The organism is uncultured Draconibacterium sp. (assembly GCF_913060805.1).
In the GTDB taxonomy this organism is placed as follows: domain Bacteria; phylum Bacteroidota; class Bacteroidia; order Bacteroidales; family Prolixibacteraceae; genus Draconibacterium.
This window is the reverse complement of the sequence record NZ_CAJXTC010000024.1, coordinates 62,066-84,056: the sequence shown is the minus strand read 5'-3', so window position 1 is coordinate 84,056 and position 21,991 is coordinate 62,066. Positions and strand designations below refer to the sequence as shown.

Below are 21,991 nucleotides of genomic sequence, written 5' to 3'. Positions count from 1 at the left end.
ACACGCACACCGCCGATCAGGCCCACTACTGCTCCGATGGCTATGATCAGATTAGCCACCGGATCCACATAGGAATTAACTTCCGTGGTCGCCTGATCGATTCCTGCTGAACTTTGTGCCATTGCGTTATACACTCCAAAAATCAGCATAGCTACAGCTGCCATGCCCCTGCGATAAATCGCATGCATTTGTTTTCTCATAATTTTAAATTTTAATGGATTATTGCTGATATTGATATTCGTCGATTTTTGCCGCCAGAACCGGATTGTTCTTGTTGGTAAAATGATCCAGAGCCATGCCTTCATCCATACCCGTTTCTTCGTACATCGAGGCTTCAATCCGCTGGTTCTCGACTGGATTTACCGGTAAGATTTTTGACGGTAGTTCGTGGGAATAAACTGCGATGGGCTGAAATCCACCACCGGAGGTATGTTCTGAATCACTTGCTTCAAAGTGCCGATCTTTTCCTTTTTGTTTTGACCGGGACCAGCAGTACGCGATTAGAAGCATATACCATGCTAGCAAGAGTAGCATAAGAAAGGATAAAAATTCTGACCAGGTGATTTGATTGATTCCAAACATTTGCGTTAAGTTTTAAGTTTTTCTTATTCCGGATGTCTTGTATTCGATACAGATCCGGTCTTGCAAATGTGGAGGACTTGAAAATAAGTTTCACCCCATGAACACCCCACTGGGGTGTTTTATATAGTTAAATAAATTCCATCTATATCATCAGAATTATTTGTATTTGGAGGAAAATACCTTTGGTTTGAAAATGCTATTAACAATTGGATTTAAAATGCTTTCAATTGTTTTTAAATAGTAAAATAACTTTCCCTCAAAAGAAAAGAAAAAAGGGAAAAAAAGAAAAGAAACCAATGAAACTGACGGCCGTGGATAAAATGCAGGATTGCCACGGCAACTGTAAGTCCAGTAAAACTTACCTGTTAAATGATTGCTCCGGGGCATTCATCTTGATCTTGCATTTTTCCCAGGGAGGGTTTTGTGGGGAGGCCGGCGATCTTGGGTTTCTTTTTGGTTTTTCCACCTGTAAAGTCATTAATACCTATAAAGCTGTATTTGTGTGCGGGCTACAGGAAAAGTGCAGGACTGGAGTGAAACGCAAGGATGGCTCTTTTCCGTGCGGTGCCTAAAGGCTCTTTCCCCTGTTACGGCGAAACAAGCGACCGTTTCCCGTGAGTGGGCGAACGGGTTTAGGGAGCGTTGCAGGCGGTCCGGGGAATGTGCCGGGGCACTGGAAAATACCTTAAACTACCTGTAAAATTATTAATTGTGGGCAGGCTAATGGCAAGTGCAGGAATGCAGGGAAGGTCAGTGAAACAAGGAAGCGCTGACCGGAGCCTGTTCCGGGTTTTCGCTTTGGATCGGCTATTAGGCGGCCGAAAATACGGGGCGGGTGAAGGGAAGGCCGGGGAAGGCGTTGAGCAAAGCGTACCGGAATTCCGGCTCTTGCCGTGGGGTGCTTAAGGCTTTTCATTCTGGGATATCAACAGGAGAGCGAGTACTTGCGAATCATGAGCAGAGCTTCTTAAGCATGCCGGAATGATAGGCCGTTGCATTGGAAATATCTAAAAACGTATACCTCTATTCTGAGTTATTGCCAGCTTTTTATTATTTGAATAAAATCCGAAATACTCAGCTTTTGCAATCGATCTTCTGAAATAACTCTGAATATATGAGTTCCAAAATCAAGGAATAGAGGTTTTTCGGCAAAGTCCCAGGTTTTTCTTCTATGTTTCCATTGAAATGTGTAAAAACCTTTATGAGTTCGTTTTATTTCTACTTCCTTTTTTTGACAATCTTCCTTTAACATTTTTTGCAAAGTTTCACTTTCCTGTTCTAGCATTTTGTTTTCGGAATTCAGATCATCGATACATTCTTGGTGCTCTATAAGCTTTTTGTCAATTTTTTGTTTTACCGCATATGTTTTATCTTCTTGAATGAGAATCTCATTCGCAAGCCAATTAAGTAATTCAGATTTCAGCTGTTGATGTTTTAATACCAATTCTCCCTTTAATGAATCACTTTTTTGTTGTAAGTCGGATAAAGTATTATTGATGTAGGAAAGATTCTCTGTTAAGTCCGCGATTAAAAGATACTGGTTTTGGGAGTATGCGCGTCTTGAAAATTCAAGTTCTGACTTGAGATCTGATACTTCGGGAAAGAATGAGTTAATAGTATCCTTCTTAACTACTTTGCACAAGTTGTAAAAATTGGCAGATATTTCATTAAATCCTACATATCGATAAGATTCATAGCCACTAATTGCAACTGATGAAAAACCATTAATCTTATCAACTTTTTTCCCCTGAAATAAAATTTCCGATTCTGTTTCTTCAATTTCAGTTTTAATATTTTTTAGTTTGGGAATGATTTCCGATTCAAAGTCCCAAATTTCACTTAAATAGCACCCTGAATTGATATAAATTTCAAACCGTTCTTCAAAATTCTCTTTAAACTTCTGGAATTTATCAAGTTTATCCTGTTCCCACTCCAATTTGCGTTGCAAACTTTCAATCTTCTGACCAACTTTTCGAATATCTTCTCTACGCTCCTCTAATCTATCATCATAATCAGAAATATCATTGATCTGATATTCGTAGTTGTATTTTAGTTTGCGTAATCGCGAAGTTACTTCACTTCGAATCATAAAATTATCCTTAAAATAATCAGCATTTACAAGCCAAATCATTTTATCATAAAAGTTTTCTCTTATCCGGATTGTACTTGTTGATATTGAAGAATTTTGTAATTCCAGCACAACTCCACGGTCTGTATGAACATCTGCTATATGTTTCTCTCCATTTTTAAGAATTATAGATTCTCTCCAACCTTCAGGAAATTCCTGTTTCCATTCTCTGTGCCATTCAGTTTCATGTTCTTTCCAGGGATCGCAATCAGCTGATCGATCATGTCTCCAGTGGTGTATATTGATTTCACCACATACTGCAATTACTTTTTCGTGGCAATAAGGACATTTGGCAATTCGCCCCTTATAAGGTTTAATTTTATTATTTCTTTCATCCTTGGCATACAACATGTGACTAAGATATTTTAAATATGTTGAAAGAATTAAGAATGAATAAGTAAGATTTTAACAACTAGTCGAATTTACTAAATACCTATTCCTCTATATTCTTTTATCTCCGGCATTTTTATCAAAGGCAATCAGGTTAAACATTTCGCGCATACGGCTGCGGACTCGGTTGCCATATTTTTCTTCTATTTCACTAGCAGAGAGATTCGTTGTCAGATGGGTAGGAATGCCCTTGGAAACAAACAAATCATATCTACTTAGAAGAATTTCACCCATGACATTGCATTCATTTCCAAAATATTTTTGAACCTGTTCAACTCCTAAGTCATCAAAACAATAGATACTCGGAATAGGATTGGAATAGCTCAGGTTTACCGGATTCTTGCTGTAACGGTTTATTACCTTGTAGCCTTCTTTTTCAAATTCAAAACTGATATCGCGGGTGGAAACTACCCGGAATTGTTTTCCATGTTGAAAGAAATATTTTACCAGGCTCATCAGTGTGGTTTTCCCGCAACCGATAGGGCCGGTAAGTAAAATTCCTTTTTTCAAATCGAGGTTTCGTTTTTCAGCCACTTCTTTGTCTTCAATGGCATAAACAATCAAGTTATAAAGCAATTCTGAATCCTCGGGATACAAACGAAATTGTGGGCCATACGTTTTTTTTCCCAGGTCTTCCAACCACTTTCGACAGGCCTTGAATCCGAACTGGTGTTTTCCATTTTCAAAACCGGCGATATCCTTATAAGGGTTCGGAATAATCTTTATCGGTTTCGACATGGAGGGGATTGGCTTTTCCGTTTTGTTTTTTTCTTCCATTTTTTCTCAAATTTTTGGAGGAATCTTCTTTACTGTTTTTCTTGTTTATATAGTTTATAAAAGGTGTCCCACTAGTGGTCCCGGTAGCAGTCCCGGTAGCAGTCCCGGTAGCGGTCTCACTAGCAGTACCAGTAGCAGTCCCACTAGCGGTCCCGAATCTGGTACAGCTAACTTTGCTTACCTGGTAGCGGTTAGCTCCCGGCGAATACCGGATATATCCCCAGTAGTTCAATTCTTTCATACACTTCGAGTAGGTGGTTTTTGAACCGATCCTGGCCATGGCCATCACATCCTGCCTGTTGATTTCAAACTGTTCCCTGAAGCGGTTCAGGTTCCAGAGGTTGAATAGTGCCATATACAGGCTGATGTGTTGAGCGGTGATGTTTGCATCTTTCTCCAAGTGATCGAAAAAGCCGCGCAGGTGACGGATATAATTCATTTTCTCCGGCCAAAGTCAAAGCGGTTATTCACCCGGTTTTCTGCCATCATTTTCTGGATTTCTTCGCTGTCGTAGAAAATTACACCGCCAATTTTGGTAAAAGCCAGTGTGCCGTTAACACGCATATTCTGAAGTGTGCCCGGTGAGATGTTCAGCAGTTTACGAACTTCGTAAGATTTTAACCATTTTTTAGTGGGTTGCCCGTGGTGGGCAGCGAAGAGTTGTTTGATTTCTTTGAGTAATTCGAGTTTGAATTCACGAAGATCGTCGGTGGTTACAATTTCTGTTGGCATAACGTTTTGTTTTAACATGATACAATTTGCGTTTTGCCAAAGTTGAAAAGTCAATCTGAATATTTCACCCCCGTAACACCCCAGTGGGGTATTGTTTTTTGTGAACAGCGAGCGTAAAAAAGTCATGCATTTTTCTAACTAACAAGGCCTTAAAAGAAATTGAAAAAAATCTAGATTTTTTGTTTTTTGTATTGTTCTGCCGTTTCTTTTTGTGCCTGTTTAATCTTTATGGCCAGGCACTTGCGGTGGAACTCACGAAGTGCATCCAGTTTTTCTTCCGGTAGCTCTTCAATCAGGTTCATTTGTTTTGTTTCGTCTTTGATTTGCCAGTACTCCACAAAGGGGCAATCCGGCACAGCTTCGCCAAGCGGGCATTTTTTTATGGGCACAAGTAAATCTGCATACTTTATGCTTCGTTCCGAAAAAGTCATGTGTTAATATTTTGGTTACTGTCCTGTCCCTAAAACAGTAAATTAAAAAAGTAGCGTGGGACAGATACATATCTGCAAGAAGGGCATCGCCAAACGCCCACACAACACACAAGTACGCCCCACGCAAATCGTGGGCGTCATACTCATATTCCTGTTGTGTAAAAAAATTGGCGATTTTCTCTTGCAAGAATAAAAGCTAACGCTCTAATATCTATATGTCACTCACCATTCCCTATTGGTGAGAAGATCTCGTATTTTCTACTACAAAGTTAATTCAATTCTTACTCATTTCCTGTTTCATTTTAATGTTTCTATCTAAATATTCATTCACACCTATTCATCCATATCATCCATTCGCTTTTGTAAAACTTCGATTAAATGTTTCAGAAAACTGATCTGATCACTTCTTCCACGCATTTCTTTAAAGGTGCCGTAAATGTCCTTAAACTTGATATTGAACATTTTTTCGAAGGCGCGGGCAATTTCAATTCGGCTTGCCTTCCCATTATTAATGGCATTAGCCAGGAAAAGCGAATACACTATTTCCAAAGCATCAATATTAGGATTTGTCCAGTATAGATTACTGACAAACTCTTGGTTCCCTTTTAGTTTTTTAATCTCATTACTGATATATTTTTTGAGTTGTTCGTTAGCCATTATTCTAGCCAGCGTTCTATCGTATCCTGTACAAAAATTGGGATCGCTGTGACACGAAATATTATCCTCATGAATTCGTAAGTCCAAATTACCCCTTAAAAAATAGATATGATCCAGATCTGTTTTATTCCTTTTAAAATATTGATAAAGCTCTTGATTATTTTTTTGATAGGTACAAAGCTTTGCAATTTCAGTTTGCAGATACTTAACCTGAGCTTTACACTCACCCTCTGGCCGGTGTGCCTCCAAGATAAATAGTTCGGTATAAAAAATGAACTTACTTTCTACTTTGGGCTTAACATGTTTGAAAAAATGGATTTCTTCTTCCTCAGAGCTGAAGCCATATTTTAGCACTGAAATCCTGAATTTTGATATTACACTATCACAAAGACCCATTGCTTTTTCGGTTAACTCGACAAAGTCTTGTGCGTCCGTTTTTAATTGGGTTAAGGTTTCTTCCAGTTCTGTTATTGTTTTATTGTATGATTGGTTATTCATGGCCGTAGCTTCAATTATCTTACCACAGTCTTTAGATTTACTGTTTCGGAATTGCAAAAAATGGGTTAAACAAAATTTCTATCTCATATGAATTAGTATCCTTTAAAAGAATATACAGTGTAATCTACTTAGGACCTTTATTGGTCATAATTATTACTTTATCTGATCAATGTCGGTACAACAATCAATCATCAATATCAAAAGCACCAGCCAAATCATATTGTGACAGCATTCTGTAGGCCATCATCGATTCTGTTTTTTTTATGCCTTATTGCCACCAAGTTATACCTGCCACTAACCGAATATACTTCCGTTACACCTTTTATGCTTGCTATTTTTTCTCCAACCTCACTAATTTTGGAATGTTGGGTTTTAATTAAGATTATTGTTGTAATCATATTTTATTAATTTAAGTTGAAAAAGAATTCTAATAAAAATTTGTAGTTGACATGTTATCGTTTCTGCAATAATAATCGAACTCCTAATCCGACAAAAATCAACCCGCTTATTTTTTGCATCATCATCCCAATTTTATCATTTTCTCTCTTAAGTTATCAAAATCAAGAATGCACCAACTAGTATTATATAAATCAATTTGTTCTTATTCTTATAAATTTAACTCATTATTACTCCAATATAGGAAAGTGGTCGAATTAGCTATGATAACTTTTTAACTCTTTTTAAGCATAATACCTACTTCACTCTATTGTTTTGTTTTCAACGGATTCTCAGCATCCTTATAGAACTGCTGTTGAAGATCAGGAACAACTGTATCGGCTTTTACCAGCTTTATCATTTCAACCAATTGCGAAACGGTGTGACTAATGATCAATTCTCCTGCTTCTGCATTTGCTTCAGAACCATCACCGGCATAATGATTTGGGAAACTGGCATACCACCATATCCCGGAATATGCATATTTCAAATTTTTCATCCGTTGTAAGTCGGCTCCAGATTGTTCGTCTGCCCTCTCAAGATGTACTTTATCAGGTTGTGCAGCTGCCATGGCGGAAGACTCATTATTTCCGGCATGTTGTATATAGTAATCATCCATGGTCAACTCTTCAACCTTTTTATTTACTTCATCGCTAGCTTTTGGTTTAAACCAATACAAAGAATAATTCCTTGGCTCTGATAACTGCGTCATGCCAAAATATTCCAAAAAGGCATTATTACCACCATGCCCGTTTACCAGGATTATTTTTTCAAAACCATTTCGGTTTAACTCGTCAAGCGTTTCTTGTAGCATTTGCCAAATTAACTTCGGGCTGTAAGTAATCGTTCCTGGTTGTTGTCTGGCTTCATTTATCTGACTGAAATAGTACCATGGGAAAACAACAATATACTCCTCCTTTGCCGCACGCAGCGAATACTCTCTGGCTAAATACAAATCGGTTCCAAGCGGTAAATGAGGTCCGTGTTTTTCAAAAACACCAATTGGGATGATGCATGTTTTCTCACTTTTCTCAACAGCTTTTATAAAATCGGGACCTGTTAGTTCTTCCAATCTGTAAGGAATATCCTGGCCCAGAAGTGGTGAAATCATAAAAATGAATAGCACCAGAAGTAATACATTTTTCATAGTTTGAATTTTAAATTATTAGGTTTTAATTAATTTTTGCTCAATTCGTTTAATACAACAAGAAACACCTCTCATTCTAAACTTTTTACCATTACACCTCACAGTATTTACAGTACACGGTATCTTATAAAATCATAAACTTGTATGATTTTATAATGTGATATATCGAATCCTCTTTCCCTTTAAATAATCCCCAATTCAATTAGACATACACCCCCAATTTTGAACGACAAAGACCTTTAGCTGTTCTTCTATTTAAGTGTCGATAGAACAACAGTGCCTGCCGTTATACCACTTTCATTAAAAGCATCAATGGCAAAATAATATTCCATTGTGCTATTCAAACTTAAAATGGTGAGCGAATCGATATCAAATACCTGATAGTTACTGTAAAGTTTATCAGGTGCAACTCCGTACCGAATATTATATCCTACTGCATCATGTTGTTTTGGCCATTTTAGCATCACTTGTCGTTTGTCATCCATATTTCTTTCAACTGAAAATGAATCAACAGGCTTTGGTTTATTTCCCTTTCCGAAACCAAAGACACGGAATCCGGAAATTGCAAAATTCCCGTCTGGCACCCTGTAATTGGTAATCCGGATATAGCGTGTTTTAGTTTCAGCACTAAATTCAATAAAATCATGTGGTGCATCCTCTTTACTTCGCGTTTTGTCCACCAATAGTTTCCAGTCCTGCTTGTCAGTGGAACATTCAATTTTATATTGTTGATAAATGCTGTCTGAACGGCCCAACAGTGTTGAATTTTGCTCGGCAAAATTTACTTGCAAAGCGTGAACAGTTGAATTTTCTTCCAAATCAATCATCAACCATTCATCTGCATTTCCGGAATCGGCACTCCAGTATGTACGTACATTTTCGTTTACAGCATTTTCTTTCGGATATTCCGACAACGAAGATGAAACTTCAACCGGTTTATTGTATGAAAGCAACATCCACTTGGGTTGAAAATCTTCGGGGCCATTCATTTTAAAATCCGGTATTTCATGCGGAAAATCCCCATAGGCTGTATAGGTATAAAAAACACCATCTTTATCAAAAAATGCCGGCCATATACCAATTCTTCGTTCAAAGTTGTGCTTCACGGATATAGCCATTGTACTTGCATGCCAGTAGTTACCGTACTCATCAGTAAATGTACTTCCATGTCCTGCACCTCCAATAAATCCACTAGGTTTATACGAGAAAGGATTATGGTTCTGAAGTTTATAAGGTCCCAACGGATTTTCTGCGACGTATACAGCATCATTATAACTGTTAAACTGAGTTCCGGGAGAAGAATATTGCAGATAGTATTTCCCTTCATGCTTATTTACCCAAGCACCTTCCAACCAACTATAGGCGTTAACATCTTCGTTAACTTCTCCATAAACTTCCCAACCTTTTTCTTTTAAATTGGCCCTCAACAAATCAACCTGATCTCCAATTGATGAGAAGTTTTTTTTATAATCCATTTCAATACCCTTGATCGGAATTCCGGGGTGGCATCCCCAATAAAAGTACAAACGCTGGTTATCATCCATAAAAAAGGCAGGATCCCAAACGCCAAAATCAATGGAGTCTGTTGCAATTTGCCACTTACCACTTAATGGATCAGCTGCTTTATATATCGCATTCGGTTTCCCTGTAGCAGTCATAAAATCAAAGTCTTCTGACGAAGCCATAAAATACATTGTATCCTGAATAGCTATAGCGGTAGGCGCATAATCTTCGGTAGGAATCTCATCGGTTTCAATAAACGACCATTTTCCCAAATCTTTTGAATGCCAGTACCCACCCGACATCGATGCAAAAAGATAGTATCTGTCTTTAAACCAAACCACTGTAGGGTCTGCACCTTCACGGTATGAAGCTTCAGTAACCTGAAACCTGTAATTCAGGTTTAACGGATTACAATAGCTTACCGATTCATCTATCGGATCATTATTGCTTTTGCAGGCAATTAGTAATATAAAAAATGTCCCCAGCACTACTGTCTGCCTGTTCTTTATCTCTGTCAGAATATTCTTCATCTGAATTCGATTTATATTTCCAAGTTATTTACCTACGAATTCCTCGTTGATTTTATTAGTACCTTATCGGTCGTTTTTTAACTCATTTATATTATATGGAGGAAGTAATACTTTATGCACTTTTTCTACCACCAGATTTTCAGACAATCGAAAGGCCTTGCTCAGTTTAATATCTTTTGAAGAGGCTCCTACTTTTACTAAATATTCTCCTGCTTCAGAAACCCAGGCTGATTGACCTGAATCATAAGAAGCTAAATCTCTTGGGATTAACTTGAAGTTTATTGTTTGTGCCTCTCCCGGTGCCAACAACTTAGTTTTTGCAAATTTTTTTAGTTCTACCGCTGGTTTATCCATTGTCTTCGCAGGAGCAGCCAGATATAACTGAACGGTTTCTTTGCCAGCGACTTTGCCTGTATTGGTAACAATAAGCTCAAGATTCAATTCATCCTTGAAAGTTGTAGCGCTTAACTTTAAATCTGAGTATTTAAAATCTGTATAGGATAACCCAAAACCAAATTCATATGCTGTTTTTACGTTAAAACTGTTGTAATAACGGTAGCCTACATATATGCCTTCTTCGTAAGTTACATCAGTTGGAATGTAAGGATACCCCATAAATTCGCGAGTTGATTTTTCAGGATACATCTTTCCCGGGAAATTTTTTGCAGATGGAACATCGTCATAATTCACAGGAAAAGTAGAGGTAAGTTTACCCGAAGGATTTACCTTGCCTGATAGAATATCAGCAATAGCATTTCCTCCTTCTTGCCCCGGTAACCAGGCTAACATTATGGCATCTACATCATCGCGCCAACTTGCGGTTTCAACTTCTATACTAACATTTAATACTACCACAACCTTTTTACCTTTGGCATGAAACACCTCCGAAACATCTTTTATTGTTTGCTTCTCGGTTTTTGAGAGTTCAAATTCTTCTTGTTTTCTATCAGTTCCTTCTCCTGAAACGCGACCCAAAACTATTACGGCGGCATCGTTTTGCGATGAAAGTTTTTCGATAACATCCTTTTTAATCGGCATCATTGGTGCCTGTGGTGTCGGATCAAATAGTTCTTTAATATGATTTACTATAGGATTTTTCGTACTGTACTCCGCAATGTAATTCAGGTATCTTTCATTTAATTCATTGTTTAATGAATATCCTGCATTTTTCAATCCCTGGGCTATTGAATTTTCGTATGCAGGGGTTACTCGAGCACTTCCCAGTCCACCTGTGAATAGTTTATATCCTGAATTACCAAATAATGCAATCCTGTTTATACTATTGCTGAAAGGAAGAGCCTCGTTGTCATTCTTTAACAAAACCATACTTTCGGCCGCGGCCTTTCTCGCTAATTGTGCATTGGATTTTAAATCAGGATTATCAGAAAATATATACCCTTTAAATGTTGAAGTTCGCATAATTACAGAAAGAATCCGCTCAACATTTTTATCAAGCGTTTCCATCTGCAACTCCTTACTTTCTATTGCTTTTAGAAGTGCTTCAACCTGATAGGGCATTCCCGGAGTTAGCAGATCATTTCCCGCCTTTAATTGTGCAATTGCATCGGTACCTCCAAACCAATCGGTCATCACAAAACCATTAAATCCCCATTCATTACGCAGAATTGTAGTGAGCAACTCATAACTTTCTGATACATGAGGCCCGTTTAATGAATTATGCGCAGTCATTACAGTCCACGGTTTTGATTTTTTTACAGCTACCTCAAAAGCTTTAAGATAAATCTCTCTCATTGCCCTTTCACTCATATAAACATGCAAAGTATTACGTTCAGTTTCCTGGTTGTTGGCAACAAAATGCTTTATACATGTACCTACATCATTTGATTGAATTCCGTTTACAATTGCAGAAGTCATTAAACCAGAAACTAAAGGGTCTTCAGAATAGTATTCAAAATTTCTGCCACAAAGTGGTATCCTTTGGATATTCAAGCCAGGTCCTAGAATTACTCCAATACCATATTCCTTTGCTTCGTGACCAAAGGCACTACCTACCTTTTCTGTCAGTTCGAGATCCCAACTGGAGGCAAGCAACCGTGGGCTGGGCCAAGCTGTAGCATAGAATTTTTTATCGGGATCAGATGCTCTTGAAGAACTAATGTTGAGTCCTGCCGGTCCGTCATTTAGAGCAACTGCGGGTATTCCTAGCCGGGGGATTGCATACATATAATGCCCCAATGCCATAACCTGACCTTGCAGCTCTGGTTGTCTGATTCCGTTTGCTGCAACCAGATTCACCTTCTCCTCCACGGTCATCGCATCAATAACTTCCTGTAACGAACTTTTCCCAAGTTGAGGTAACTCTTCCTGTGCAAAACCATTCGATGAAATAAACAGAAAAAGTGAAAACAGTAAGTTTATCATACTTATTTTGCAGCGTCGTGTTATCCAATTTTTTATGTAACCTGCATTTCTTTTATGTGAATTATTCATTGTCGATGATATTAAACTTTTATATATATTTTTCTACGATCAAGAACATAGCCGACCAACCAATTCAATAGCATAAATACTACGGCATATAAAAAAGAGCCAAAGACCTCGCCGGCATGTGCAAATATGTTTTCATAAATCCAGCCTTGTAAATTTGTCCCCTGAAAAGGAATCATCATTAATAGCAACGCTGCAAACATGGAGAGCATGTACAGAAACAGTGGATTACGGCCAAACACCTGGAAGAAATGCACTCCAAAATTAATTCCACGAAAATCGAGTACGTAAATTATCAGAGCCAACAACATACAATTTAGTCCTGTCGTATGAAGTACAAATGAACTTGTCCATAGTTTTTTATTAATAGGGAATGCAAAGTCCCAGAAATATGCAATGATGAAACATACTAAACCAACCATAAATAATTTGGCAAGCCCTTCATACGTTCGACCGTTTGATTGCACATATTTTCCTACAAAAACACCTGAAATAACCGTTACAAGAGCCGGAATTGTACTTAGAATACCCTCCGGGTCGAACGGAAATCCATCGCCAACCCAAAGATGTCCTGCACCCAAAAGCCACATATCCAACTTAAGGACTGCGTTTGTCTGCATGGTTAACGGATCGGGGCTGCTACCCCAAAAGACCAACACAGGCCAATAAAGTATCAATATTGCAACACTTGCCCAGGCGATGGTTCTCGGTTTTAGATAGTAGAACATCAGTGACACAATTCCATAAGCCACAGCAATACGTTGCAGTACCCCCATAATGCGGGTTTGCGAAAAGGCCGGAAAGATACCATGAACTGCAGGTTTCATCATAATTGAATAGGGATACATTAAAATGTAGCCTAGTACAAAAATGATGATTGAACGTTTAACAATTTTCCAAACCACTTTGCCTGTAGGTTGGGTATTCCATTTTTTCATTACAAAACTTATTGCGGCCCCCACCACAAAAAGGAAAGATGGAAACACCAAATCGGCAGCTGTAAAACCATGCCAGGAAGCATGATCAAATGGGGCAAATACTTTTGTATAGTTTCCCGGGGTATTCACAATAATCATAAATGCAACGGTCATTCCTCTGAAAACATCCAGGGCTACAAACCGCGAGGTCTTTTGTTCTGTCATAACTTCTTATTAATCAATATTTTTCTTTTTAATTGTCCATTTCTGTTTTTGCTGAAGGCCACAAGGACTTCCCTGAAATAGCTTGGCAGCAGTTTTATCTCCTTTAAATTGCCAGTCTAACCAAGCGACAGCAACTTCTCCGAATTCACCAGCGTGAGGGTCTTTATATGTAGCCGGATAATGACCATAACCAGAAAAGTCCTCTCCCGGACGCTCCATGCTAAGTTTATCTACAAGTTCCGAAAAATCGTAGCTGGCAAAAAACACAGGAATATCACCAATGTACTGGTAATTATCTTCAGCATTTACTGTTGCAATATCATACTTGCCTCCATAAACGTATAAAACAGGTGAATGAAAACTTTTCAATTCTGGAATGTGCGCATTGGGCAATCCCATTTTTAAACTTGCAATCGGATTATCATCTTCTTCTTCATCGCTTGCACTACCTTCAGCTGCTTTATTTTCAGAATCTTCATTATTCTGACCAATAACATCTTCGATATTTACGCCTTCTGGTAATCCCGGAAAACCAAGGGAAAATACGCCACTGTTCAGGACAAGGGTTGTTGCAATTCTTGGGTCTTTTGAGATTTCAATTGCCTGCATTCCACCGCAAGACATTCCCATGGCTGCAATTTTATTTTCATCCATTTTTTTATAAAACAGACTTTCCTTGTTTTGATTCTGTTCAATTGCCCAGTCAATCGCATCTAGAAGTGCCTGAGAAGTTGTACTTTCAAAAGGATCCATACCGAAAACCACATTTTTTACCGGACCGGGCGCGATAACAATATAGCCATGCGATGCCACTTCGGTAAGAAATACAACCAGCTGTTGAGAACTGTTAAAACAAGCGCCATTTCCAAAAACAATTATCGGTAATGGATTCTCAGCATCAAAGGCATTTAAATTTTGAGGGCGATAAATGGTATGCGTTGGTATACTTTCATCGCTGGTCATTATAGCCTTGTATTTGCCATTACCGCCGTCTGCTATGGTTAGCGCAACACTTGCAGAGCCAAGGTCTCCAAACGGATTGTAACTTCCGACCATTTCGTACTCCCCAGAAATAGATTTCTGAGCATAACTGTAATTACCTGCCCCAAGTAAGACTAGCAGAAGAAGAATAACTAGTGTAGAATAAGTTTTCATTTCTATTTTTTTGGTTTAAAAAGGATTAATAGAATCAAGGTTGTTTGATTCTTGTTTTATTGTTTAATTATTCAGATATCTTAAATATTATTTTTCCCAAACAATTTCAGATTTGCTCACATCTTGAGAATTGGTGCCAATTTGAATTATGAACGTACCAGGCTCCCAATCGTAAATCAAATCTGAGTTATAGAATTTTAAGTCTTCAGGTGCTATTATAAAAGCTAATTCTTTTTTCTCGCCCGGCTGAAGCAACACCTTTTTGAAGTTCTTCAGTTCCTTAACAGGTCTGGAAATACTTGCCACAGGATCGGAAATATAAAGCTGAACAACTTCTTCTCCTGCCCTGTCGCCTATATTGGTCAAAGTAACTGTTGCCAAAAGTTTATCGTCCCCTTTTAAATTTGTCTTATTTAATTTCACATCGCCGTATTCAAACGAGGTATAACTTAATCCATAGCCAAATGGATAGAGTGGATCGTTTGGAATATCTAAGTATTTCGATGTGAATTTATTTACTTCATCAAAAGGACGACCGGTATTTTTATGATTATAATAAATAGGTATCTGACCTACACTTCTTGGAAAAGTCATGGTGAGTTTCCCTGAAGGATTATAATCGCCAAACAAAACATCTGCGATGGCATTCCCTCCAGCTGTACCAGGAGCCCATGCTTCCAGTATTGCAGGTACATTTTCACTCTCCCACTCAATGGTAAGTGGACGCCCGTTAAGCAAAACCAGCACCACTGGGTTACCCGTTTCTAACAAAGATTTTAATAGTTTTCGTTGACTTTCAGGAATACTGATATCTGCTCTACTGGAAGCTTCACCTGACATGGCTGTTGATTCACCCAAAACAGCAACGATTACATCTGCATCTTTTGAAACTTCAATAGCTTCATTGATAAGTTCCTGAGGAGAACGTTCATCAATTTTCATTTTTTCACCCATATACATTGCGTATGGGGAACTCAGGCTCTTTCTCAGATATGGGTCATCGGTTAGATTAGCTCCTTTGGCGGTAACTACATTAATATCTTCTCCACCAACATTTTTAATTCCGTCTACTATCGATGGGACAATTTCCCTATTTCGAAACATAACCCATGCACCTAACAAATCACCAGTTGCTTCGGCCAACGGTCCAATAACGGCAACTTTCCCTTCTTTTTTTAGGGGCAAAATATTATTTTCATTCTTCAACAAGACCATGGAACGTGTTGCGACTTCACGAGCAGCCTCCAGATTTGCATCTGTCAGAACCTCACTGTTTAACCGTTCTACATCCAAATAGCGGTATGGATCTTCAAATAAACCCAGTTTGTATTTAGCTTCTAATACACGGCGGCAGGCTGAGTCTATGTGTTCCATTGAAACCAATCCTTCATCAAGCGACTCTTTCAAGGTACCGATAAACCCCAAACCTTGCATATCCATATCAATACCGGCTTTAAGCGCAAGTGCTGAAACATTTTTTAGATCGCCCAGTCCATGCGCTGTCATTTCATTAATCGAAGTATAATCAGTTACCACAAATCCATCAAATCCCCAACGCTCACGAAGTACATCAGACATTAACCATTTGTTGCCTGTTGCAGGGATTCCATCAACCAGGTTAAAGGAAGACATGGCACTACCGGCACCTTCGTCAAAAGCGGCCTTGTATGGTTCAAAATAGCCATTAAACATACTAAGATGACTCATATCTACGGTATTGTAGTCTCTCCCTGCTTCGGAAGCACCATATAAAGCAAAGTGCTTTACACAGGCCATGATAGTGTTATTCTTTGTCAGGTCGTTACTCTGATAGCCGCGCACCATAGCTTTGGCTACCTGAGCCCCCCACCATGGATCTTCGCCCGATCCTTCAGAAACTCTTCCCCAACGTGGATCGCGTGAAATATCAACCATGGGTGAATATGTCCAACAAACACCAGAAGCACTGGCTTCTTTGGCCGCAATTTGTGCACTTCGCTCAATCAGGGTGGTATTCCACGAACAAGATAAAGCTAAGGGAATGGGAAAAATTGTTTTGTAACCATGTATAACATCCAGGCCTACCAAAACCGGAATCTGTAGACGCGATTCCATTGCTGCGTCTTGAATTTTCTTTATGGACTCAAAAGAAGATCCACCGGTTGCACCAATTTCGCCCTTTTTAATGGCTTCCAACTGCCCTTCTCCTCCACCTCCTAATACTGCCCCGGTATTACCTGATGACAAATTAATCTGTCCAAGCTTTTCTTCCAGAGTCATTTTATTCAGAAGGTTTGATACAAATTTATCCATATCATCCTGCCCGAAAGAGGCAACAGCACTTGTCACTAAAAGTACCAAGCCCATTAGGTATTTTATATTTTTTATCATCTCTGTTTTTATTTTTAGTTTTCCTTACCCAGATACTCAAACCAATCAAAATCCGCATTTACTTTACTTATCTTTCCGTTGCCGGAGGCAAACATTCCGACATATACACCAGAATATCCGCCAACTGTTTCGGAACTTATATAGGAAGTTACAACTGAATCTAATTCTATAAAATCATTATCATTCTGCGCATACAGGAATCTGATATGATGTGTATCTCCTTCGATTCTGAGCTTTACCGGCCCGGACTTTACAGAGAATGATTTTGACTTATAAATGTTGGTACCAAACTCCAGTTGAACCTGAACTACTCTTTCATCCTCGTGTGTTTTTACCGAGATATCGAAATGAGTTCCGTGGTTGACCAGTGTTAATCCGGCCTCTTCGTTTTCGGATTCGGGATCGAAATCTACCACGGTAGTGGCCCTAAAATCTATGTGCTGCACCCTTCTTCCCACAAAGGTTGGTGAACCATTTTCACCGATATTGTTTGCAGCCCCCTTAAGACGGAGAAATCCTTTTCTTTCTGAAAGCGAATAGTTTTTAACTAGTGGTGCCTGAATATAGTTCCACTCCATTCCTAATTCCGGGTTATCGAAATCAATGTGAGATGACTGTTTCGATTTTTCCTGAAGTGGTAAGGTTGGGCAATGCATTTTTAGGGTTGCCGTACCATTCCCGTTTACTACTGGCCAGCTGTTTGTGGGCCACTCCATAGGCACCATACAAGTTTCTCTTCCCAAGGTATGGTGATAACCTCTTACCCTGTTTCCAATTAAACGATAGCCATGAAATGACATCCACCACGAGCCATCGTGTGCATGAATAATATCAGCATGCCCAATTCCATGAAGTTCATTTAACTGGCCCGCTGCATTTTCGTGTGCCAAAACCGGGTTAGCCGGATTACTAATGTATGGTCCATATAAATTAAGTGCCCTGGCCATGGTTACATGATGCCCTTCGGCGGTTCCACCTTCGGCTGCTAAAATATAATAGTAGCCATCCTTTTTATAAATATGCGGGCCTTCCAGGGCTGATCCGCCGTTTCCATACCAAAGTTTTCGACCTTCATCTAATATCTTACCAGTTTCCAGATCAATTTCATAAACCATAAAAAATGAGTTGATGATATAAGTTTTACCGTCATCATCGAAGAATAAATCGGGATCAATACCACGAATATCTACCCAAATCGGATCAGACCATGGACCAGCCGGATCTTTGGCGGTAACATAAAAATTACCACCTCCTTCTCCGAAATTGGTTGTGATCATATAAAATGTACCGTTGTGATATTGTATGTTTGGAGCGAAAACGTTTAAAGGTTTTGGTAGCTGATCATCACGATCAATACAGTAGCCTATTTTTTCCCAGTTTATCAAATCCTTGCTATGAAAAACAGGAACTCCTGGAAAATATTCAAATGTACTAGTCACCAGATAATAATCGTCACCAACCCTGCACACACTGGGATCGGGGTAAAAACCGGGAATAACCGGATTATTGTAAGTTACTTCCGAATCAGGTATAACAACAGCATTATAAGGTGTAATGTAATCTTCATCGGTTAATAAAGGTTTTTTGCTTTGTCCAAATGTCACTGCGTTAAAAAACAGAAGAAGGAGTCCACAGAATATTGTTTGTTTGATCATGACTTTTAAATTTTAGTTTTCAGAACTGCTCTTCTTACCTTGCAAATCCAACCATTGAATGAACAATTCTGTCCATCCGTCAACTGCTAGGCCTTGCTTTTTAACCGCAAAACCATGCTCGCCTTTTTGGTACATATGCAGCTCAGTTGCTTTTTGAACAGTCACCCATTTATTGTATAATTTGGTTGCATGGGTGTGAAAGCCAAATCCATCATCGGTAGTACAAGCGATAAACATTGGTGGTGCATCGGCTGGGACCGGATTTTCAGCATAGTAGCCAACATAAGGATAGATTGGCGCGACAAAGGCCGGGCGGCTTTCCTCATCATAAGTAAAAGCTACGCCTGAAGCTACCGTACCTCCGGCAGAAAATCCCATAATTCCAACAGAATCAGGATTAAGACTCCACTCAGATGCGTGTTGTTTTACATACGAAACTGCAGTCCTTCCATCGGCTATGGCCATTTCAATTATTGGTTGGATCGATTTTGCATGTTCTTCTGTTCCAATTTTCCTGTCCGCCATTTCTTTTGCAATATCATTTGACTCCATGTGGTCAAGCCTGTATTTTAATATAAAAACAGTAATACCTTTGCTATTTAACCATTTTGCAACATCGTAACCTTCATTTCCTATTGCCTGTACTAAGAATGCGCCACCAGGACATACCACAACAGCTTTTCCGGTAGCAACTTCTTTTTCAGGTTTACATACAATCAGGCTCGGATCGGTAACGTTATATACCATAGGAAATCCGCCACCAAGTTCGGTTTCATCCCAATCCCAATTTTCGGATCCGGGTGCTTTACCGTCGTACAACTTTATCACTTCCTGAGCATACAATCCACTTATTGCAAAAAAAATCACAATTACACTGACCACTAACTTTTTCATTTTCATCCTTTTTTTGATTTTCAAACAATCTGTTACTCAACAATAATCTTTATTTCTCCAGACGTTAAGCTATCAGAACTAACTGATATTGCAATTTCACCGGAAGTACTGAAAGGTCTAATAATAGCCTGTGCTTTTCCCCTAAATGTATTCACTTCCGAATTATTAACACTTGCCATATCGCTCGGATCAGCATTTCCGGAACCGATAAGCTCTCCATTTCCTGAAACATCAATTTTAAGTTTCGCCGGATCCTGGACGATCACCTGACCGTTTTTATCAACCATTTCAATTTTCACATAAGCAAGATCGTTGCGGTCTGCTCTTATTGTTTTTCTGTCGGCAGTCAATCTGATTGCTGATGCATCTCCTGGTGTTGACAAGGTTTTACGGGCGATTTCTTTGCCATCACTCAAAGCAATGGCTGTGAGTTCTCCCGGTTCGTAGGGAACCTCAAAAACAGCAACGTATTTATCATCTTCGCCGATTATCTGTTCACCAATTGGTTGGCCATTCAATTCAAGTTTCACCTGCGAGGCTTTGGTAAATACACGGACTTGTAACGGTTTGCCTTCGCTGCCTTTCCAATCCCATACTGACAGCTCCCTGGGCCATCCCCAAAGAGAGATATCCTCTACATAACCTTCAGGAATGAGTTCATGCACGTTTACTTCAATCGGGCTCAAATCCCATAAAACATCGCGGTAAAGCCCTTGCGGTTTTTTATCACCCATCAAATCCAAATCGCCACACCATGAAATAAACGCCGGCCAGGTAGATGGTGTCTGGTTCATATAATTATAAATTAAGTCAGGATTTGTTCCTTCGGGGATACCATCCATGGTTTGAAAAGCCCGATGATCAATATCCTCTGCCTTTTTATAGGTAGAGTTGCCAACATGAACTTCGCCAATGTAATCCATGGTAGTCCAAACGAAATCACCAATTACATAAGGGAGTTTTTCAACCGCCTTCCAGTATTTATAGGCTTCTTTTGGATATGATTCTGACGAATAAATTACTCTTTCGGGATGTTCCTTATGATCTGACTCATATGCTGCTTCCATATAATTATATCCTGCAACATCCAACAGTTCAAAGTAATTTTTTGCATTTTTCCAACCTCCGTGTATCAAAAAGCTGGGAACACCTTCGGTTGTAGGTCGGGTATTATCTAGTTCTTTAACCTTTTCCACCAACATTTTGCCGATTCGCACTCCGTCGGTAATATTCTTTTTAGGAATTTCATTACCAATACTCCACATAATAATACTTGGATGGTTCCTGTCTCTCCTTATCATATTACTCAAATCATTCTCCCAATTGGTGCTAAAAAAACGAGAGTAATCGTTTTTATGCTTATAGTTCTCCCACATATCGGTAAACTCATCAATTACCAATATTCCAAGCTCGTCGCAGGCGTTTAAGAACACTTCCGAAAATGGATTGTGAGAAGTACGAATGGCATTGTATCCGTTAGCCTTCATCAATTCAACCTTTCGTCGCTCTGCTCGCTCGAACGCAGCAGCACCGAGATAGCCATTATCATGATGCAGGCAGCCACCATTAATCAAAACCTGCTTCCCATTCAGTAAAAATCCTTTTTCGGCTGAAAACTCAATCGAGCGGATTCCAAAATGCTGCGTATAAACGTCCGAAGCTTTATTATCAACATTCACAACCACCTCAGCTTCATAAAGATTTGGTGATTCAATTGACCATAAGGAAGGGCTTTCCACATTAATTTGCGCTTTTGCAATTTTTTCTGACTTTGCGGAAAGATCTATTATTTGCGTTGAAGACTGCATTATACTTCCCTCCATATCTTTTATGTTGATGGTTAACTCCGCACCTACAGCCTCTTCTTTTCCATTCTGAACTATAACTTCAACATCCACCAAAGCATTAGCAGAAGTGATTTCAGAAGTAGTAATTTTTGTTCCCCACACACTAACATGCACGGGATTTGTTACAATCAAATGTACATTCCGGTATAAACCAGAGCCACTGTACCAGCGCGAATTTGCTCCGATATTGTCAACTTTAACAGCAATACTATTCACGTCCCCAGCTGGATTTAATAAAGAGCTGATATCAAAATAAAATGGTGTATAACCGTTCTTATTGAATCCCGCTTTTTTACCGTTTACCCAAACTTCGGTCTCCATGTAAGCACCATCAAACTTCAATGCCACCATTTTCCCTCTGTCGGCTTTATTAAGCACAAAATTTTTACGGTACCATCCTGTACCTCCCATTGTGTGCCCGGTACCATTGCCATTGCCCGGTGCCTTTTTTGAAAATGGCCCTACTTGATCATCCGAATCTTCGCCGGACAGATCCATGATACTAAAGTCGTGTGGCAGATCAACCGTCATCCAATTTGAGTCGTCAAAATCAGGTTTTTCTGCACCACCAATACTGTCTCTTATAAATTTCCAATCGTCGTTAAATAAACGTGTCCGCTTCGAAAAATTTTCTTTCGGAGAGTTTGTGCAAGAGAACATTATGCTCATG

General features: G+C 39.1%; 19 protein-coding genes. 1 reads left to right on the top strand and 18 read right to left on the bottom strand.

Features of this window, described 5'->3' with window-relative positions; all coding sequences use genetic code 11:
- Both QZ576_RS14940 and QZ576_RS14935 read right to left on the bottom strand, forming a co-directional pair.
- Positions 1 to 164, bottom strand: a 164-nt coding sequence (locus QZ576_RS14940) for a DUF4134 family protein (protein ID WP_297098570.1), incomplete at its 3' end; no start/stop codon positions are given.
- Positions 165 to 219: 55 nt separating this feature from the next.
- The gene (locus QZ576_RS14935) at positions 220 to 582 is read right to left on the bottom strand and encodes a hypothetical protein (protein ID WP_297098566.1); all 363 of its coding nucleotides are present in this window, start codon (positions 580 to 582) and stop codon (positions 220 to 222) included.
- Between the two features lie 227 nt (positions 583 to 809).
- On the opposite strand from QZ576_RS14935, the gene QZ576_RS14930 reads away from it, so the two are divergent.
- Complete coding sequence (locus QZ576_RS14930) at positions 810 to 1,154, top strand: hypothetical protein (RefSeq protein WP_297098564.1); 345 nt, start codon at positions 810 to 812, stop codon at positions 1,152 to 1,154.
- Positions 1,155 to 1,615: 461 nt separating this feature from the next.
- On the opposite strand, the gene QZ576_RS14925 is transcribed toward QZ576_RS14930, so the two are convergent.
- The 16 genes from QZ576_RS14925 to QZ576_RS14855 form a co-directional block, all read right to left on the bottom strand.
- Complete coding sequence (locus QZ576_RS14925) at positions 1,616 to 3,061, bottom strand: hypothetical protein (protein ID WP_297098563.1); 1,446 nt, start codon at positions 3,059 to 3,061, stop codon at positions 1,616 to 1,618.
- 90 nt (positions 3,062 to 3,151) lie between these two features.
- Positions 3,152 to 3,877: an ATPase gene (locus QZ576_RS14920; protein WP_297098561.1), complete on the bottom strand. Its 726-nt coding sequence runs from the start codon at positions 3,875 to 3,877 to the stop codon at positions 3,152 to 3,154.
- Positions 3,801 to 4,316 carry a hypothetical protein gene (locus QZ576_RS14915; protein WP_297098559.1) on the bottom strand — a complete coding sequence of 172 codons (516 nt, stop codon included), beginning with the start codon at positions 4,314 to 4,316 and terminating at the stop codon, positions 3,801 to 3,803. Before QZ576_RS14915 ends, QZ576_RS14920 begins: the two co-directional genes overlap by 77 nt.
- The gene (locus QZ576_RS14910) at positions 4,313 to 4,609 is read right to left on the bottom strand and encodes a helix-turn-helix domain-containing protein (protein WP_297098557.1); all 297 of its coding nucleotides are present in this window, start codon (positions 4,607 to 4,609) and stop codon (positions 4,313 to 4,315) included. The genes QZ576_RS14915 and QZ576_RS14910 overlap by 4 nt, the downstream gene beginning before the upstream one ends.
- A 170-nt stretch (positions 4,610 to 4,779) precedes the next feature.
- Positions 4,780 to 5,040, bottom strand: coding sequence for a hypothetical protein (locus tag QZ576_RS14905; RefSeq protein ID WP_297098555.1), 261 nt, complete (start codon positions 5,038 to 5,040; stop codon positions 4,780 to 4,782).
- Positions 5,041 to 5,373: 333 nt separating this feature from the next.
- Positions 5,374 to 6,195, bottom strand: coding sequence for an RteC domain-containing protein (locus tag QZ576_RS14900; protein ID WP_297098554.1), 822 nt, complete (start codon positions 6,193 to 6,195; stop codon positions 5,374 to 5,376).
- Between the two features lie 215 nt (positions 6,196 to 6,410).
- Positions 6,411 to 6,593, bottom strand: coding sequence for an Lrp/AsnC ligand binding domain-containing protein (locus QZ576_RS22560; protein WP_367270495.1), 183 nt, complete (start codon positions 6,591 to 6,593; stop codon positions 6,411 to 6,413).
- Positions 6,594 to 6,898: 305 nt separating this feature from the next.
- Complete coding sequence (locus tag QZ576_RS14895; protein ID WP_297098552.1) at positions 6,899 to 7,777, bottom strand: creatininase family protein; 879 nt, start codon at positions 7,775 to 7,777, stop codon at positions 6,899 to 6,901.
- A 251-nt stretch (positions 7,778 to 8,028) separates the two neighbouring features.
- Positions 8,029 to 9,810 (bottom strand): family 43 glycosylhydrolase, encoded by a 1,782-nt coding sequence (locus QZ576_RS14890; protein ID WP_297098550.1) that lies wholly within the window; start codon positions 9,808 to 9,810, stop codon positions 8,029 to 8,031.
- A gap of 63 nt (positions 9,811 to 9,873) precedes the next feature.
- Positions 9,874 to 12,261: a glycoside hydrolase family 3 C-terminal domain-containing protein gene (locus QZ576_RS14885; RefSeq protein WP_297098549.1), complete on the bottom strand. Its 2,388-nt coding sequence runs from the start codon at positions 12,259 to 12,261 to the stop codon at positions 9,874 to 9,876.
- A gap of 11 nt (positions 12,262 to 12,272) precedes the next feature.
- Positions 12,273 to 13,400: a DUF5009 domain-containing protein gene (locus QZ576_RS14880; protein WP_297098547.1), complete on the bottom strand. Its 1,128-nt coding sequence runs from the start codon at positions 13,398 to 13,400 to the stop codon at positions 12,273 to 12,275.
- A gap of 9 nt (positions 13,401 to 13,409) precedes the next feature.
- A complete protein-coding gene (locus QZ576_RS14875; protein ID WP_297098545.1) occupies positions 13,410 to 14,555 on the bottom strand; it encodes a hypothetical protein in 1,146 nt (381 codons plus the stop codon).
- A gap of 87 nt (positions 14,556 to 14,642) precedes the next feature.
- Positions 14,643 to 16,925 (bottom strand): beta-glucosidase BglX, encoded by a 2,283-nt coding sequence (gene bglX, locus QZ576_RS14870; RefSeq protein WP_297098543.1) that lies wholly within the window; start codon positions 16,923 to 16,925, stop codon positions 14,643 to 14,645.
- Positions 16,926 to 16,939: 14 nt separating this feature from the next.
- Complete coding sequence (locus tag QZ576_RS14865; protein ID WP_297098541.1) at positions 16,940 to 18,580, bottom strand: glycoside hydrolase family 43 protein; 1,641 nt, start codon at positions 18,578 to 18,580, stop codon at positions 16,940 to 16,942.
- Positions 18,581 to 18,592: 12 nt separating this feature from the next.
- Entirely contained in the window at positions 18,593 to 19,474 is an 882-nt protein-coding gene (locus QZ576_RS14860; protein ID WP_297098539.1) for an alpha/beta hydrolase, read from the bottom strand.
- A gap of 32 nt (positions 19,475 to 19,506) precedes the next feature.
- A complete protein-coding gene (locus QZ576_RS14855) occupies positions 19,507 to 21,981 on the bottom strand; it encodes a glycoside hydrolase family 2 TIM barrel-domain containing protein (RefSeq protein ID WP_297098537.1) in 2,475 nt (824 codons plus the stop codon).
- Positions 21,982 to 21,991 lie beyond the last annotated feature (10 nt).